The 17297-nt window shown below is 54.5% G+C and carries 15 protein-coding genes; all 15 read left to right on the top strand.

Annotated elements, in window-relative coordinates; translation table 11 throughout:
* Positions 1-22: 22 nt before the first annotated feature.
* The 15 genes from bshC to ftsA all read left to right on the top strand — a co-directional run bounded on the left by bshC (position 23) and on the right by ftsA (position 17297).
* Positions 23-1651, top strand: a complete 1629-nt coding sequence (gene bshC / locus QWV57_RS05235) for a bacillithiol biosynthesis cysteine-adding enzyme BshC (RefSeq protein ID WP_011230610.1) — start codon at positions 23-25, stop codon at positions 1649-1651.
* A gap of 278 nt (positions 1652-1929) precedes the next feature.
* On the top strand, positions 1930-2862 hold the full coding sequence (rsmH, locus tag QWV57_RS05240) for a 16S rRNA (cytosine(1402)-N(4))-methyltransferase RsmH (RefSeq protein ID WP_011230611.1): 933 nt from the start codon (positions 1930-1932) through the stop codon (positions 2860-2862).
* Positions 2863-2957: 95 nt separating this feature from the next.
* Positions 2958-3314 (top strand): cell division protein FtsL, encoded by a 357-nt coding sequence (ftsL, locus tag QWV57_RS05245; RefSeq protein WP_011230612.1) that lies wholly within the window; start codon positions 2958-2960, stop codon positions 3312-3314.
* Between the two features lie 6 nt (positions 3315-3320).
* Complete coding sequence (locus tag QWV57_RS05250) at positions 3321-5531, top strand: penicillin-binding protein (protein WP_301101053.1); 2211 nt, start codon at positions 3321-3323, stop codon at positions 5529-5531.
* Between the two features lie 71 nt (positions 5532-5602).
* Positions 5603-7537, top strand: a complete 1935-nt coding sequence (locus tag QWV57_RS05255) for a stage V sporulation protein D (protein WP_301101055.1) — start codon at positions 5603-5605, stop codon at positions 7535-7537.
* A 113-nt stretch (positions 7538-7650) separates the two neighbouring features.
* Positions 7651-9120, top strand: a complete 1470-nt coding sequence (locus QWV57_RS05260; protein ID WP_020756474.1) for a UDP-N-acetylmuramoyl-L-alanyl-D-glutamate--2,6-diaminopimelate ligase — start codon at positions 7651-7653, stop codon at positions 9118-9120.
* The gene (locus QWV57_RS05265) at positions 9117-9572 is read left to right on the top strand and encodes a hypothetical protein (RefSeq protein WP_301101058.1); all 456 of its coding nucleotides are present in this window, start codon (positions 9117-9119) and stop codon (positions 9570-9572) included. Before QWV57_RS05260 ends, QWV57_RS05265 begins: the two co-directional genes overlap by 4 nt.
* On the top strand, positions 9557-10531 hold the full coding sequence (mraY, locus tag QWV57_RS05270) for a phospho-N-acetylmuramoyl-pentapeptide-transferase (RefSeq protein ID WP_021321509.1): 975 nt from the start codon (positions 9557-9559) through the stop codon (positions 10529-10531). Before QWV57_RS05265 ends, mraY begins: the two co-directional genes overlap by 16 nt.
* Positions 10532-11887, top strand: a complete 1356-nt coding sequence (gene murD, locus QWV57_RS05275) for a UDP-N-acetylmuramoyl-L-alanine--D-glutamate ligase (protein ID WP_013145847.1) — start codon at positions 10532-10534, stop codon at positions 11885-11887.
* A gap of 53 nt (positions 11888-11940) precedes the next feature.
* Positions 11941-13041, top strand: a complete 1101-nt coding sequence (spoVE, locus tag QWV57_RS05280; protein WP_011230619.1) for a stage V sporulation protein E — start codon at positions 11941-11943, stop codon at positions 13039-13041.
* 212 nt (positions 13042-13253) lie between these two features.
* Positions 13254-14039 (top strand): cell division protein DivIB, encoded by a 786-nt coding sequence (gene divIB, locus QWV57_RS05285; RefSeq protein ID WP_011230620.1) that lies wholly within the window; start codon positions 13254-13256, stop codon positions 14037-14039.
* Positions 14020-14724, top strand: a complete 705-nt coding sequence (locus tag QWV57_RS05290) for a DUF881 domain-containing protein (RefSeq protein ID WP_011230621.1) — start codon at positions 14020-14022, stop codon at positions 14722-14724. Before divIB ends, QWV57_RS05290 begins: the two co-directional genes overlap by 20 nt.
* 28 nt (positions 14725-14752) lie before the next feature.
* Positions 14753-15469 carry a DUF881 domain-containing protein gene (locus QWV57_RS05295; RefSeq protein ID WP_015374360.1) on the top strand — a complete coding sequence of 239 codons (717 nt, stop codon included), beginning with the start codon at positions 14753-14755 and terminating at the stop codon, positions 15467-15469.
* 1 nt (position 15470) lies between these two features.
* The gene (locus QWV57_RS05300; protein WP_301101063.1) at positions 15471-15833 is read left to right on the top strand and encodes a small basic family protein; all 363 of its coding nucleotides are present in this window, start codon (positions 15471-15473) and stop codon (positions 15831-15833) included.
* A gap of 195 nt (positions 15834-16028) precedes the next feature.
* A complete protein-coding gene (gene ftsA, locus QWV57_RS05305) occupies positions 16029-17297 on the top strand; it encodes a cell division protein FtsA (RefSeq protein WP_033006544.1) in 1269 nt (422 codons plus the stop codon).

The raw sequence follows: 17297 nt of genomic DNA on the forward strand, positions 1-17297 counted from the left end.
ATAAGAAAGGGAGTTTTTAGCCATGGAAGTTCGCGAAATTCCGTTGCCAGCAGCGACGAAATTGGCGGCTGATTACATAACCGGCGCGTTTCCAGCAGAGAGCGGCTTCGCTTATGCCCAGGCGGACGATGAAGCGTTTTGTCGGCGGTTGGCCTATTTGCAAGGAAGAACCTATGACCGAGAAGGGCTTGCCGACTATTTGCGTGCTTATCACCGGCGCTTCTCGGCGAGTGTGGCTACGATGGCAAACATTGAGAAACTGCGCAATGAGCGAAGCGTCGTCATTGTCGGCGGGCAGCAAGCCGGGCTGTTGACTGGGCCGCTGTATACGATTTATAAGATCATCACCATCATCCAGCTTGCCAAAGAGCAGGAACGAAAATTGGGCGTGCCGGTCGTGCCGCTGTTTTGGATCGCCGGCGAAGATCATGACATCGCGGAAATCGATCATGTCTATGTCGTTGAGGAAGGAGAAGTAAAAAAAGCAGCGTACCCACACAAAACGAACGAAAAACGGATGGCCGCCGATGTGCTGCTGGACCGGATGGCTGCGAAAGAGTGGATCGAGCGCGTCGTCAAAACGTATGGGGAAACGGACGTGACGAATGAGCTGCTCTTCTTTTTGTCATCGTGTCTTGATGAGGCGCGCACGTTTGTCGACTTTTTTGCCGCCATTGTGCTCCGGTTGTTCGCTGATCACGGTTTAGTTGTTTTGAACGCTGGCGATGCGGCGGTGCGGCCGCTTGAGCGCCGCTTTTTCGCTGCGCTCATTGAACGCCATCGCGATGTGACGGCCGCGGTGCTCGCTCAGCAAGAGGCGTTGCGCACGCTCGGATATGCGCCGCTGATTGAAATCGGTCGTGACGCGGCCAACTTGTTTTATTACGACGGCCGTGAACGTTCGCTTTTGCAGTATGATGAGGAACGCGGCCTGTTTCACAATAAAGCGGGAACTCTCGTTTGGACAAGAGAAGAGCTGCTTGAGCTTGCCGAAACGAATCCGGCCCGTTTAAGCAACAATGTCGTCACCCGTCCGCTCATGCAAGAGCATTTGCTGCCGACGCTCGCTTTCGTTGCCGGACCGGGGGAGATCGCTTATTGGGCGGAATTGAAAGAGGCGTTCCCGCTTTTCGACCTAGAAATGCCTCCAGTCGTGCCGCGTCTGCAGGCGACGATTGTCAGCCGTTCGCTGCAAACCGACCTGTCCGATATCGGTCTTGAGGTGGCTGATGTATTGACTGGGCGGCTCGATGAAGCAAAGCGGGAGTGGCGGGAGGCGACCGCTCAAGCGCCGCTTGCTTCGGCGTTTGCCAAAGCGAAGGCGGACATTGACGCGGCGCACCGGCCGCTTCGTGAGCTTGGGGTGGCGATTGACCGCGGATTGGAGGGATTGGTGGCGAAAAATGCCGCCATCCTTCAGGCGCAAATCGAGTTTCTTCAGCACGCGCTCGAGCGGGCGCTGTTGCGCAAACATGAGACGGAGTGGCGGAAATTTTGGCGCATCGAGACGTCGCTTCGGCCGAACGGCGCGCTCCAGGAGCGGGTTTGGAACGTGTTTTATTACATCAACCGCTACGGATTTGATTTTGTAGAAAAACTTTTGGCCATTCGCAGTCCTGGCAATGGAATGCATAAAATTGTATATATGTGAGGCTTTTTCAAAGAAAAAGTCGAAAAGAAACATCCTGCTTTGAGCAGGATTTTCTTTTTTGTGAAATGAATTGTAAAAAAACAACATTCATTAAATGGAAATAAAAGTAAAGGGGTGAAGCCGCCAGGATGGCTGTGATTGGCCCGTCCGACAAAAAGAAACAAAAAAGGACGTTTTTTTACAAAAAAAGCTAAAATTTTGTCCATCTTTGCGATATAATAAGGAGGCGGCCACTGGCCGATGTGAGTGTGGCTTTACGCAACGAAGGTGGTGGACATGTGTTTCAACATACAACAGTGTTGCTGAAAGAGGCAGTCGATGGGCTGAACATCCGCCCTGACGGCATTTACGTCGATTGTACGCTGGGCAGCGGCGGCCATAGCGAATATTTGCTCTCCCGTTTGTCGGAACATGGGAAGCTGTTTGCCTTTGATCAAGACGAAGCCGCCATCATGCATGCGCGCGAACGGCTCGCCCGCTACGGCCGGCAAGTGCAGTTTGTGCACCGGAACTTCCGGTTTTTGCAAGAGGAGCTTTCGGCGCTTGGCGTCAAGTCCGTCGACGGCGTCTTGTTTGATTTGGGTGTTTCTTCACCGCAGCTTGACGAACCCGAGCGCGGCTTCAGTTATCAGCACGATGCGCCGCTTGATATGCGGATGAACCGCAAGCAGCGGCTGACGGCGGCGGAGATTGTCAACTGCTGGCCATACGAGGAGCTCGTCCGCATCTTTTTCCGTTACGGCGAAGAGAGGTTTTCGAAGCAAGTGGCGCGCAAAATCGAGGAAGTGCGCCGCACGAGGCCGATTAAAACGACGGGGGAGCTCGTTGATGTGATCAAGGCGGCGATTCCCGCCCCGGCTCGCCGCAGCGGCGGACACCCGGCCAAACGCATTTTTCAGGCGCTCCGCATCGCGGTCAACGACGAACTTGAGGCGTTTCGCGAGGCGCTCGAGCAGGCGATCGAACTGCTTGCACCCGGTGGACGGGTGAGCGTCATTACGTTTCATTCGCTTGAAGATCGCATTTGCAAAGAAACGTTTAAAAAGGCGAGCGAAAGTCCGCCATTGCCTCCGGGGCTTCCGGTTCTCCCCGACGACTACCGCCCCGTGCTGAAAATCATTACAAAAAAACCGATCGTTCCTTCCGAGGAAGAGCTCGAACGAAACCACCGCGCCCGTTCGGCCAAACTCCGCATTGCCGAAAAGCTGTAGATGACGAAAATAGCGGGGAAACACAACCAATTTCAATGCGGGCGCCGCCCATTGCGGCGAAAAACGAATGCATGGAGAAACAGGAGGGGAAAAATGTGAACGATGCAGCAGTCAAAGTCGCGCGTGAACAACGACATCCGGCGGCACCGCCAAGCCCGAAGACGCGGCGGAAGCAGCGCTTTCGCCTGTCGCTGGCTGAAAAGATGCTATTTGTGTTGTTTTTCTTGTTTGTCTTCTATGCGGCGGTTCATATCGTCTCGAACCAAGTGCGCATTTACGAATTGAACAAAGGGGTGCAAAAGCTCGAGGCGTCGATTGACGAGCAGAAAAAGGAGAACAATGACCTATATGTCGAGGTGCAACGGCTGAGCGCGTACGAACGCATTTTGCAAAAGGCAAAAGAGCTCGGTTTGTCGCTCAACGAAAACCATGTGAAAGTTGTGCAGGAATGATCGGTGATGGAGGCAAGAAAGCATCGCAACACCCATCAGGGAGCGTTCATCCTGTTTTGCCTGTTCGGCTTTCTCTTTTCTCTGTTGTTCGCCCGCTTTGTGCAGCTTGAATGGACCGGCAAAGCGGACGGCCAAACGCTGGCTGTGATCGCGGAGCGGCAGCATCAACAAACGCGGACGATCAAGGCGAAGCGCGGAACGATTTTCGACCGCAACGGCGCCATTTTGGCTGAAGATGTACCGTCGTATACGGTTGTGGCCATTTTGGATCCGAAGATGACAACCGATCCAGATCATCCGCACCATGTGGTCGATCCGAAAAAAACAGCGGAACAACTCGCCCCGTTGCTTGGCATGGACGTCGAGGCGATGGAACGCATTTTGACCAAAAAAGCGAAGCAAGTCGAGTTTGGGGCCTACGGCCGCAACATCAGTTTTGAGCTGAAGCGAAAAATCGAAGCGCTCCATTTGCCAGGCATCGCTTTCATCCGCGACACGAGCCGGTTTTATCCGAACGGCATGTTTGCGTCGCACGTCATCGGCTATGCGCAAAAAAATGCAGCCAACGAAACGGTCGGCAAAATGGGAGTGGAAAAAGAGCTTGACCGGTATTTGCGTGAAGAAGACGGCTATGTGTCGTTTGCCGGCGACATAAACGGCTTCCGCCTCCCCGGGGGGAAAGAGCGCATTGTCAAGCCGGACAATGGGGCAAACGTCTATTTGACGATTGACGGAAAGATTCAATCGTTTTTGGAAGATGCGATGAACAGCGTCGAGAAGCAATACAAGCCGAAAAAAATGATCGCCATCGTCGCTGATCCAAAAACAGGGAAAATTTTGGCGATGGCGACGCGTCCGAGCTTTGACCCAAACAAGCGTGATATTACGAACTTTTTAAATGACGCCATTTCCTATCCGTATGAGCCGGGATCGACGATGAAAGTGTTCACGCTCGCGGCGGCCATCAACGAAGGAGTGTATAACGGCAACGAAACGTATCGCTCCGGTTCCTACAAAGTGGGGCCGAACACGATCCGCGACCATAACGATGTCGGCTGGGGGACGATCACGTTTAATGAAGGGGTGCAGCGCTCTTCAAACGTCGCCTTTTCGATTTTAGTGAAAGAAAAGCTTGGTGAAGATCGGTTTTTGCAATATTTGCACCGTTTCCATTTTGACCGGAAAACGGGCATCGATTTGCCGAACGAAGCGGTCGGACAAATCCGCTATCGCTACCCGATTGAACGAATTACGACCGGATTCGGCCAAGGGACATCGGTGACGCCAATCCAGCAAATCCAAGCGGCGACGGCGATCGCCAACGATGGGAAAATGATGAAGCCGTATGTCATCGAGAAAGTCGTCGACCCAGACAGCGGCAAAGTCGTGCTCGATCATGGGCCGACCGTGGTCGGCGAGCCGATTACGGCGGAAACCGCGCGCAAAGTGCGCGCCATTTTAGAGACGGTCGTCACGTCCGAGCACGGCACCGGCCGTCCGTACCAAATCAACGGCTACCGCGTCGCCGGCAAAACGGGGACGGCGCAAATTCCGTCGGCTTCCGGGGGCTATTTGACCGGACGGGAAAACTACATTTTTTCGTTTTTGGGCATGGCGCCGACGGATGATCCGAAGCTTCTCATGTATGTCGCGGTCCAACAGCCGCACCTCGATGTGACCGAAACCGGAGCGGCGCCGGTGTCGCAAATTTTTACGACGGTGATGAAAAGCAGTTTGCAATATTTGCATATTGAACCGAACGGGGAAAAACGAATGAAAGCAAAGACTGCAAAACCGCAGGCGCTTGATTCATGGATCGGCCAGCCGGCGGCTTCGGCAGCAGAGCAGCTGAAGGAAAAGGGATATGTGCCGGTCGTGATCGGCCGCGGCAAATATGTTGAGCAGCAGCTTCCGCAAGGCGGCGATCACGTTCTTTTGGGCGAACGGGTCGTGTTGAAAACGGACGGGGCGGCAACGATGCCGGATTTGCGCGGCTTCTCGCTGCGCGACGCTATGAAAGTGGCTCATATACTCGGCTTGCGGCCGAGCACGAAAGGGACCGGCTATGTCGTCAGCCAAAACATTCGTCCGGGAGCGGAGGTGCGCAAAGGCGATTATTTAATTGTTGAATTGGCTCCGCCGCGCCAATGGGAGAAAGAGGCGGCGGAGAAGGAGAAAGAGGCGGCTTTACGGAAAGAAGCCGAGCCGCATGAATGATTTTTGCCGTTCTATAACGGGGCGTACAAGCATATAGTGGAACGAGCCCACCATGAAGGAGGTTCCGCCATATGCGCGTATCGTACGTTACCGTGCGCAAGCGGTTGACGATCGTGTTTTTGATCGGGATTTTGATCTTTGCCATTATCGATCTCCGTCTCGGCTACGTCCAATTTTGGCTCGGCGATCTATTAGCGGAACGGGCGAAAGGGCTATGGGGCCGGAACATTCCGTTTGAGCCGAAGCGAGGCGAAATTTTGGACCGCAACGGCGTCCCGCTGGCGACGAACATGAGCGCGCCGACGGTGTATGTCATTCCGCGGCAAGTCAAAAACCCGGCAGAGGCGGCGAAAAAGTTGGCCGGGGTGCTGGGCGGTTCGATCGAATCCATCTATAAACAAATCACGCAAAAAACGTCGATCGTCCGCCTGAAAGAAGGGCGGAAAATTTCCGATGAAAAAGCGGCGAATGTGCGCTCCCTCGACTTGGATGGGGTGTATATCGCGGAAGATACGAAGCGCTACTATCCGTTTGGCAGCTATTTGTCGCACGTGCTCGGCTTCACCGGCATTGACAACCAAGGGCTCACCGGGTTGGAGCTGTATTATGACAAGGAACTGAGGGGCGAGCGCGGCTCCGTTCAGTTTTATTCCGATGCGAAAGGGCGGCGCATGCCCGATATCGCTGATGACTATACGCCGCCGACTGACGGCTTGAATTTGGTGTTGACGATCGATTCGCGCATTCAGACGATCATGGAGCGCGAACTTGACATCGCGGAGGCGAAATACAATCCGGACGGCATCATCGCGATCGCCATGGACCCGAACACCGGTGAAATTTTGGCGATGGCGAGCCGGCCGACGTTCAATCCAGCGGATTACCGGAGCGTTCCTCCGGAAATTTACAACCGCAACTTGCCGATTTGGAGCACGTACGAACCGGGATCGACGTTTAAAATCATTACGCTGGCCGCAGCGCTTGAGGAACATAAGGTGAATTTGCTGAAAGACCATTTCTTTGACCCGGGCTACGCCAAAGTAGCCGGCGCTACGCTTCGCTGCTGGAAAAAAGGCGGCCACGGAGATCAGACGTTTTTGGAAGTCGTGCAAAACTCGTGCAACCCGGGGTTTGTCGAGCTTGGCGAGCGGCTTGGAAAGGAGACGTTGTTTCGTTACATTAAGCAATTCGGTTTTGGTGAGAAAACGGGCATCGACTTGCAAGGCGAAGGAACAGGCATTTTGTTTGATTTGAAACGGGTTGGGCCGGTGGAACTGGCAACGACGGCGTTTGGCCAAGGAGTGTCGGTGACGCCGATCCAGCAAGTCGCTGCCGTGTCGGCGGCAATCAATGGCGGCATTTTGTACACTCCGTACATTGCCAAGCAGTGGGTCGACCCGGAAACAGGAGAGATCGTCCGCCGCAACACGCCAAAAGCGAAACGGCGCGTCATTTCCGAGGAAACATCGAAACAAGTCCGTTACGCACTTGAGAGCGTCGTCGCTCAAGGAACAGGGAAAAAGGCGTATGTCGAAGGGTACCGCGTCGGTGGAAAAACGGGAACGGCGCAAAAGGCGCAAGGCGGCCGCTATTTGCAAAACAACCATATCGTTTCGTTCATCGGCTTCGCTCCGGCGGATGACCCGAAGCTTGTCGTGTACGTCGCCGTCGACAACCCGAAAGGAACGGTTCAGTTCGGCGGCACGGTCGCTGCCCCGATTGTGGGGAAAATTATGGAAGATAGTTTGCGCACGTTGGGCGTGAAGCCCCGCAAAGACCAGCTCGAGAAGGAGCGCGACTGGAACGAGCCGAAAGTCATTGAAGTGCCAAACTTGATCGGAATGACAAAAAATGATTTGCAAGAGCAGCTTTTTGACTTAAAATTAGATGTTAGTGGCGAGGGAGATGTCGTTGTGGAACAATCCCCGAAGCCAGGGGCGAAAGTGAAAGAAGGCTCAACGGTCCGCATTTATTTGGCGAAACGCGAAGCGGCGGAAGAACGGTAAGACGAACGTGCAAGGGGCGACCGATGCGATGACACATCGGGTTGGTTGTGCCCCTTTTTCCGCTGTCTGCCTAACGGAGCGGACGATTTCGAAGCGAAAGGGATGAACGAAATATGAAACTGCTGACGCTGCTGTCACACTTGCCCGGTTTTTGGGTGCACCATGGAGGCAATCCCGATATCGTGGCGCTCGAAATGGACTCGCGCCGCGTTGCCCCCGGTTCTCTCTTTTTTTGCCTTAAAGGGTTTACAGTAGACGGACACGACTTTGCCGAGGAAGCGGTGGCGCGCAAAGCGGCGGCGATCGTGGCCGAGCGGCCGCTTTCCGTTGATGTTCCCGTCGTTCTTGTGTCGGACAGCCGGCGGGCGATGGCGATTTTAGCGGACGCGTTTTACGGACGGCCGACCCACCGCCTTCATTTAATTGGAGTGACAGGCACAAACGGCAAGACGACGACAACGTCGATCATCGAACAAATCGCGAGAAAAGCCGGCAAGAAAACAGGGCTCATTGGCACGGTTCACATCAAGGTCGGCGACCGCTCCTATCCGGCGGCCAATACGACGCCGGAGTCGCTCATTTTGCAGCGCACGTTTAAACAGATGGTCGATGAAGGAGTGGAGTTTGTCGCCATGGAAGTGTCGTCGCACGCGCTGCACCAAGGGCGGGTGCATGGCTGCGATTACGATGTGGCCGTCTTTACGAACTTAACGCAAGACCATTTGGATTATCACGGGACAATGGAAGAATATCGGAACGCCAAAGGGCTTTTGTTCGCCCAGCTCGGCAACCGCTACGACGAACGGCGGCCGAAATTTGCCGTTCTCAATCATGACGATCCGGTTTCGCAGTATTATAAACATATGACGGCCGCGCCGATCGTCACATACGGGATGAGGGAAAAAAGCGATGTGATGGCGGAACAGATCCGCATGACCGCCGGCGGCATGGCGTTTCGGCTGTGCACGCCGCACGGATCGGCGGCGGTCGAAACGAAACTTGTCGGCTCGTTCAATGTCTATAACATTCTCGCCGCTGCCGCTGCCTGCCTTGCCTCTGGCTTTTCGCTTGAAACGATCGCCGCGGCGCTTGCGGATGTCGAGCCGGTGCCGGGTCGGTTTGAAACGGTTGATGAAGGGCAAAACTTTACGATCATCGTCGATTACGCTCACACGCCGGACAGTTTAGAAAATGCCTTAAAAACGGTGCGCCAATTGGCGAAGCGAAACGTGTATGTCGTCATCGGCTGCGGCGGCGACCGCGACCGGTCGAAACGCCCGCTCATGGCGCAGGTGGCGGTGCGGTATGCGGATGTCGCTATTTTTACCTCCGACAATCCGCGCTCGGAAGACCCGCAGCAAATTTTGCGCGACATGGAAGCGGGAGTAAGCGCTGAGGTCGGAAAGCATGTGACGATTCCTGACCGTGAAGAGGCGATCCGCTACGCCATTGGCCAGGCGCAGGAAGGCGATGTTGTGTTGATTGCCGGCAAAGGGCATGAAACGTATCAAATCATTGGCAACGATGTGATTGAGTTTGACGATCGCGCTGTTGCCCGAGCGGCAGTGAAGGAGAGAGGATGACCATGATCGCATACAGGACGGTGCAATCGATGGCGGTGGAGGCGCGCGGCATTGTTGATGAAACGATCCGCTTTCACGCCGTGTTCGTCAACCCAGCCAAACAAGTGAAAAAAGGGTTGTTCGTTCCGCTCGAAAACGGGGCGGAAACATTGAAAACGGCGATTGAACACGGAGCGATCGCTTCATTTTGGCCTCTTGGCGAACCGTTGCCGCGCTACATTCCTAACCAATTTCCACTTTTTTTCGTTCCGTCGCCGCTCGAGGCGGCCGCGGCATTGCTTGAACGGTATTTAGAGCAAGGCGGCGAGGGGGAGGCGCAGTTTTTCTTCGAGCTTCCCGAAGACAGCCCCATCGCTGGGGAGGCCGTGCGTCGCCGGCTGGCGAAATTGAAGAAGCGATGGCTGGACGCTCGGCCGTTTAAAGGATGTGACAATGCATGCGAGAACAAGTGATCATCATGGCCATGGCGGCTTCCTTTCTCATCACTGTCATTTTATCGCCGCTGTTCATTCCGTTTTTGCGGCGGTTGAAATTCGGACAAAGCATCCGCGAGGAAGGGCCGAAGTCGCATCAAAAAAAATCAGGCACGCCGACGATGGGCGGCATCATGATTTTGTTGGCGATTGTGGCGACGACCTTATGGATCACGCCGAAAATCGCCGGCTTGTCGACGAGGACGTATTTGCTGTTGTTGGTCACCGTCGGCTATGGGGTGCTCGGCTTCCTCGACGATATGATCAAAGTCGTGATGAAGCGAAATCTTGGCTTGACGAGCCGGCAAAAATTTATCGGCCAGCTCCTGATCGCAGCCATCTTTTTTGCCGTCTACCGCCAAAGCGGCTTTTCGACGGTGTTACATATTCCCGGCGCCGATTGGTCGGTCGACCTCGGATGGGCGTACGGCGTGCTCTTGTTGTTCATGCTTGTCGGCGGCTCGAACGCTGTCAACTTGACCGACGGGCTTGACGGGCTGCTTGCCGGAACGGCGGCGATCGCCTTTGGCGCTTATGCCGTCTTGGCTTGGAATCAAGGCCAGTACGATGTCGCTGTATTTTGCGTCGCTGTTGTTGGCGCCGTGCTTGGCTTTTTAGTGTTTAACGCCCACCCGGCGAAAGTGTTTATGGGCGACACCGGCTCGCTCGCACTTGGTGGGGCGATCGCCGCTGTCGCTGTCCTGACGAAGCTTGAACTGTTGCTTGTCATCATCGGCGGTGTGTTTGTCATCGAGACGCTGTCGGTCATCATTCAAGTGGCTTCGTTCAAAACGACGGGACGGCGCGTGTTCCGCATGAGTCCGCTTCATCATCATTATGAGCTTGTCGGCTGGTCAGAATGGCGGATCGTTGTGACGTTTTGGGCCGTCGGCCTTTTATTTGCGATGCTAGGAATTTATATCGAGGTGTGGATGTAATTGAAACCGACTCGTTTTTATCAACATCGTCGTGTGCTTGTCATTGGATTGGCGAAAAGCGGAGCGGCGGCAGCTCGGCTTCTTGCGGAGTTAGGCGCTAAGGTCGTCGTCAATGATCAAAAGCCGCTTTCGGAAAACATGGAGGCCAAGCAGCTTGAACCGCTGGGCATTCGCGTCGTTTGCGGCGGTCATCCGCTTGAACTGCTTGATGAGCCGTTTGACCTTGTCGTGAAAAACCCGGGCATTCCGTACACGAACCCGATGGTGAAAAAGGCGCTTGAGAAGGGGCTTCCGGTTGTGACCGAAGTGGAGCTTGCTTATCACATTTCCGAAGGGCCGTTTATCGGCATCACCGGGTCCAACGGAAAAACGACGACGACGACGCTCATTTACGAAATGTTAAAAGCGGATGGCCAAGATCCGCTGCTTGCCGGCAACATCGGCCTTGTCGCCTGCGAGGTGGCGAGGGAAGCGAAGCCGGGGCAATGGCTTGTCACGGAACTGTCTTCGTTCCAGCTTGCCGGCATTGACAAGTTTCGCCCAGCCATTGCGGTTTTGCTCAATATTTTCGACGCCCACTTGGACTACCACGGAACGAAAGAGGCGTATGCAGCGGCAAAGGCGAACATTTTCCGCAATCAAACGGAGCGCGATTATGCCGTCGTCAATGCCGACGATCCGCTCGTGATGAACATTGCCTCCTCGGTTCGATCGCAAAAAGTGCTGTTTTCGGCGACGAAGCTTCTTGGCGAAGGGGCGTACGTTCAAGATGGCGCCATCTATTGGAACGGTGATCCAGTTATCAGAATCGCTGACATCGTTCTTCCTGGACAGCACAATTTGGAAAACATTTTAGCGGCGGTGGCGGCCGCCAAGCTGGCCGGCGCCAGTGATGAGGCGATCCGCCAGGTGCTGGCGACGTTTTCCGGCGTGAAACATCGGCTTCAGTATGTGGCGGAAATTGACGGCCGGCGGTTTTACAACGACTCGAAAGCGACGAACATCTTAGCGACGCAAAAGGCGCTTTCAGCGTTTGCCGGCGAGCCGGTCATTTTGCTCGCTGGCGGGCTTGACCGCGGCAATGAGTTTGATGATCTTCTCCCGTATTTGCAACAGGTGAAGGCGGTCGTACTGTTCGGCCAGACGGCGGATAAAATCGGCCGCATCGCCCAAAAAGCGGGAATAGAAACGATCCGATATGTCGATAATGTGGAAAAAGCCGTCCCGGTTGCTTTCGAGCTTTCCGAGCCGGGCGACGTCATTTTGCTCTCTCCAGCATGCGCCAGCTGGGATCAATACAAAACTTTCGAGGAGAGAGGGGACATTTTTATCAATGCCGTGCATAAGTTGAAATAGAGGGAAAGGGACAGCCCTTCCCCTCTAGTTTACAAAAATAGAGGTGTTGGGCATTGCCGCGGAAAAAGTCTGCGCCGGATTTTTTGCTCATTCTTTTGACGTTTTCGCTCTTGGCCATCGGACTTATTATGGTGTACAGCGCGAGCGCCATTTGGGCGGAATACAAATTCAACGATTCGTTTTTCTTCGCCAAGCGCCAGCTATTGTTTGCGGGCGTCGGCATTATCGCTATGTTTTTTGTCATGAACATCGATTATTGGGTGTGGCGCGACTGGTCGAAAGTGCTGCTTGGCGTCTGTTTTGTGCTGCTCGTTCTTGTGCTCATTCCCGGCATCGGCATGGTTCGCAACGGGTCGCGCAGCTGGATCGGCGTCGGGGCGTTTTCGATCCAGCCGTCCGAGTTTATGAAGCTGGCGATGATCGCGTTTTTAGCCAAATATTTATCGGAAAACCAAAAAAAAATTACGTCATTTAAACAAGGACTGTTGCCGGCGCTTTTGCTTGTGTTTGCCGCGTTCGGCATGATTATGCTGCAGCCGGACTTAGGAACGGGCACCGTTATGGTTGGTACGTGCGTGACGATGATTTTCGTCGCCGGCGCCCGTCTCAGCCATTTTGCCGGGCTTGGCGTTTTGGGGCTCGCTGGGCTTGCCGCCCTCATCCTGTCGGCTCCATATCGAATCAAGCGGATTACATCGTTTTTAAACCCATGGGAAGATCCACTTGGAAGCGGATTTCAAATCATCCAGTCGCTTTACGCCATTGGGCCGGGCGGCTTGTTCGGCCTTGGGCTCGGGCAGAGCAGACAAAAGTTTTTTTATTTGCCGGAGCCGCAAACCGACTTTATTTTCGCCATTTTAGCTGAAGAGCTCGGCTTTATCGGTGGTTCACTCGTTCTCCTGCTCTTTGCTCTTCTTCTTTGGCGCGGTGTGCGCATTGCCCTTGGCGCCCCTGACTTGTACGGAAGTTTTTTGGCGCTTGGCATTATTTCGATGATCGCGATTCAAGTGATGATCAATATCGGCGTTGTGACGGGACTGATGCCCGTTACCGGCATCACGCTCCCGTTTTTAAGCTACGGCGGATCGTCGCTGACGTTGATGTTGATGGCCATCGGCGTGCTGCTTAATATCAGCAGGCATGCCCGGTATTAGGCAAGCGGCGGATGTCCGCCGTTTTTTTGGCGTCTCTCGAACGCAGCCCATCGTCGAACGGTGCCGGCAAATGCGATAAAAACAGGCTCTCTCTTGCATTCATTTGTGATATAATGAAAATAAGTGCAAAAACAAAGAAACGGCAGCGGATGCCGTTTGTTTTTATACCGGTCGTTTCAGCGCGGGCTTTGAAGAAGAAAGCGGGGAATGCGATGGAAAAGGGAAAAGTCGTCGTCTTGGAGGATCGCGTGCCGAAACTGAAGGAGCGGCGCCGCCAGAAAGCGAACCGCCGGCTCATTGCGTACTTATCTTTCTTTTTTCTATTTATTTTGTGCGTCCTTTACTTCCAGTCGCCGCTTGGCGCTGTCGGGCATGTGGAAGTGAGCGGCAACCGTCATCTCACAGCGGAGCGCATCATCAGCTTAAGCGGCATTACGAAGCGGACAAGCTTTTGGAAAGTGAATGAACAAAACGTGGAAAAAAAGCTCACTCGCCATCCAGAAATTAAGGAGGCCACAGTGGAAAAACAGCTGCCGAACACGATCGCCATCCACGTCCGCGAATGGCGGCGAATCGCTTATGTGTATGACCGGCAAACGTTTTTTCCATTGCTTGAAAACGGGCGGCTGTTAAAGCAAGAAGGGACGAAGACGGCGCCAAGCGATGCGCCGGTGCTTGTCGGCTGGAAAGACGGCGACGCCATTGCTGAAATGACGGGGCAGCTCGCCGAACTGCCCGCGGCCGTGCTGGGCGCCATGTCGGAAATTCACTACAAGCCGACGAGGGAATATGAAGACCGCGTCATCGTCTACATGAATGACGGTTATGAAGTAAGCGCGACAATCCGGCAATTTGCGGACAAGCTGTCGCATTATCCGGCGATTGCCGCCGCGCTTGACCGAAACGTCAAAGGAGTCATTCATTTGGAAGTCGGCAGCTATTTTGTTCCTTACTCCCCCCCGAAAAAGGAGGATGGCGATGAAACGACAAGCCCGTAGCCGCCTCCTGCTGACGTTGATCTGCTTGATCTTCGGCGCCATGCTCGGGTTCTCGTACCAACATGCGAAAAACGAAGCATCCCGCCGCGAATGGAGCGACAGCGAGTGGAAAAAAGAGTACGAATATCGCTCGGCGCTTCTTGCTTTGCAAAAAGAAAACCGGTCGCTCAAGCAGCAGCTTGTCAAAAAGCAGGAGGAGCTGGCTGCGTGGGAGAAGAAGCTGGCCGAGGAGCAGGAGAACGAGGCCGGATTGGCAAAAGAAGCGGAACAGCTGCGCATGCATGTCGGAAAAGCGAGGGTGAAAGGGAAAGGTGTAGCAGTCACCCTTTCCGATTCCTCTTATATCCCCTCTGAAGCGAGCGCTACCAATTATATCGTTCACGAACAGCACGTATGGAAAGTTGTTCACGAGTTGCTCATTTCCGGCGCCGAAGCGGTCGCGATTAATGGGCAGCGCATTTCCCACCGTTCATACATCGTCTGCAACGGCCCAGTCATTGAGGTCGATGGAACGCAGCATGCCGCTCCGTTTGTCATTTCGGCCATTGGCAATCCGGACGTGCTCATGTCCGCTCTAGAGCTTCCCGGCGGCATCGTTGACGAACTTGTCGAAGACCATATCGACGTAAAAGTGGAAAAGCAAGGAGCGATCGTGTTGGATCCGGTGTTTGCGCCCGAGCCGTAAAACGGGCGGAAAGGGGCGGTGAAGCGCATTGGAACGGAAAAATCGATTCTATTTTGCCGGCGTAGCTGCCATATTCGGTGTGATGCTGGCCGTCGGGCTTCGGACGACGCTGCATCCGGAAGGACGCGACACGCGCGACATTTGGGAGTTGCGCGCCGATTTGACAAAAGAGCAGAAGCTTGAACAACGGCTGCTTGAGGAGCTAGAGAGTTACGAGGAAACATTGCGCCGCTACCGGCGGGAACACGAGGCGGGCGGCGCGACAGAGCTTGAAGCGACAGTCGCGAAGCTGAGGGAAGAAGCCGGGCTGACAGAAGTGAGAGGAAGCGGTCTCGTGTTGACGATCGCGCCGCTTTCGGCGGCCGGCTACGTTGGTCCGGCCGTTGCCGCCGTATCGCCCGAGCTATTGCAACGGTTAGTGAATGAGTTGAACAAATACGGGGCGAAAGAAATCGCCATCGACGGTGAACGACTGACGAACCGGACGGCCATTCGCGATGTCAATGGCGCAACGAAAGTCGGGAGCCGCTCAGTGAGGCTGCCAGTCGAAGTGAGAGCAATCGCCGATGATGCGGACAAGCTGTACAGCGGGCTCGCCGTTTCGCCGATCCGCGATGATTTCGCCGTGGAAAACTTGGAGCTGTCAATATCCAAGCCCCAGCCGCTCGTTGTCATTCCGCCCGCGGCTAGCCGCCCTGATGTGAAATACATGGAGACAGAAAACGGCGGCAAGGAGGAGAAATAGCATGTGGCTTCCGCTTCTCGGATTGCTTCTTGGGTTTGCCATCGGCGTTCTCGCCGGCTGGGAAGTTCCCGATCAGTATTCCAGTTATTTGTCGATTGCCATTTTGGCCGCCTTTGATACATTAATAGGGGGATGGCGCGCCCACCTGCAGCGGACGTACGACGAAACCGTATTTATAACCGGGTTTTTTTTCAACATTGTTCTGGCCGCAACTTTAACTTTTCTTGGGGTGCATCTTGGTGTAGACTTGTATTTAGCGGCTGTGTTCGCCTTCGGCGTCCGCTTGTTTCAAAATATTGCCATCATCCGCCGCCTTTGGCTTGCTGAGTGGGCCAAGCGGCGGTACAATCGCGAAAAAAGTTAGGCAAAAGACAGGGAAAGTGTTTTCGCGTGTTGAATTATATAGGGTAAAACAAAATATAGTGTTGTTGCGAAACTCGCAAACTAGACATAGACCAATAGACAAAGAGATGGGAAATTTCAGCCGAAAAAGGAGGTGTCGCTGCTTACTGAAACGCCGGCCGGCACCGGCGCGTTTTTAGTAGGCAGATGCCAAAAAATGAGCAGCAATGAGATCGTCGTTAGCCTGGATGTCGGAACATCGAGCGTGAAAGTCATCATCGGGGAAATGCTAGGCAGCTCCATCAATATTATCGGGGTGGGCAATGTCAAAGCGGAAGGGCTCAAAAAAGGGGCGATTGTTGATATAGATAAAACGGTGCAGTCGATCAGACGGGCCGTCGAGCAAGCGGAGCGGATGGTCGGTTTATCGATCCGCCGTGTGATCGTCGGGGTGGCCGGCAGCCATATTCAGCTCCATGACTGCCACGGCATTGTCGCCGTCGCGAGCGAAAACCGGGAAATCAGCGATGAAGATGTCGCCCGCGTCATCGATGCCGCGCAAGTTGTCTCTATTCCTCCCGATCGGGAAATCATCGGCGTCGTTCCGCGCCAGTTTATCGTCGACGGGTTGGACGGCATTCATGATCCGCGCGGCATGCTCGGCGTCCGCTTGGAAATGGAAGGCACTATGGTGACTGGTGCGAAGACGGTATTACATAATCTTCTTCGCTGTGTGGAGCGGGCAGGCTTGGAAATCAGCGATATTTGTCTTCAGCCGCTGGCGGCCGGTTCGCTCGTGCTGTCCGATGACGAACGGCATTTGGGGGCGGCGCTCGTTGACCTGGGAGGCGGCTCGACAACGGTCGCTGTCTTTGAGCAAGGGACGTTGCAAGCTGTCTCTTCGCTGCCGGTCGGCGGGGAGCACATTACGAAAGACTTGGCCATCGGATTGCGGACGACAACGGACGATGCCGAAAAAATCAAACTGAAGCACGGACATGCATTTTACGACTACGCTTCGGAGGAAGAAGTGTTCAGCGTGCCGATCATGGGCACCGATCAACACCAGCAGTTCAGCCAGCTGGAGATCGCCGATATTATTGAGGCAAGACTGGAAGAAATTTTGCAAATGGTTCAGCAGGAAGTGCGTCGTCTCGGGTTTCGCGATCTCCCCGGCGGCTATGTGCTGACCGGCGGCGTCGCCAATATGCCAGGGTTGCTTGAGCTGGCCCACGTCGTTTTAGGGACGAGCGTCCGCATTGCCATGCCGGATTATATCGGTGTGCGCGACCCGCAGTATACGATCGGCGTTGGCTTGCTCAAGTTCGCCTACCGGCAGGCGCAGCTGCAAGGGAAAACGGTCCCGGCTGCCGCTGCGGTGGAGCCGGTCGAGCGCTCCTCGCCAAAACAGCAGTCGAAACCGAAAAAGAAAGAAGACCATTTTGGGAAGAAGGTCAAGAGATTTTTTGGTTCTTTCTTTGAATAG

It is taken from the genome of Geobacillus zalihae (assembly GCF_030414215.1).
GTDB lineage: Bacteria > Bacillota > Bacilli > Bacillales > Anoxybacillaceae > Geobacillus > Geobacillus zalihae.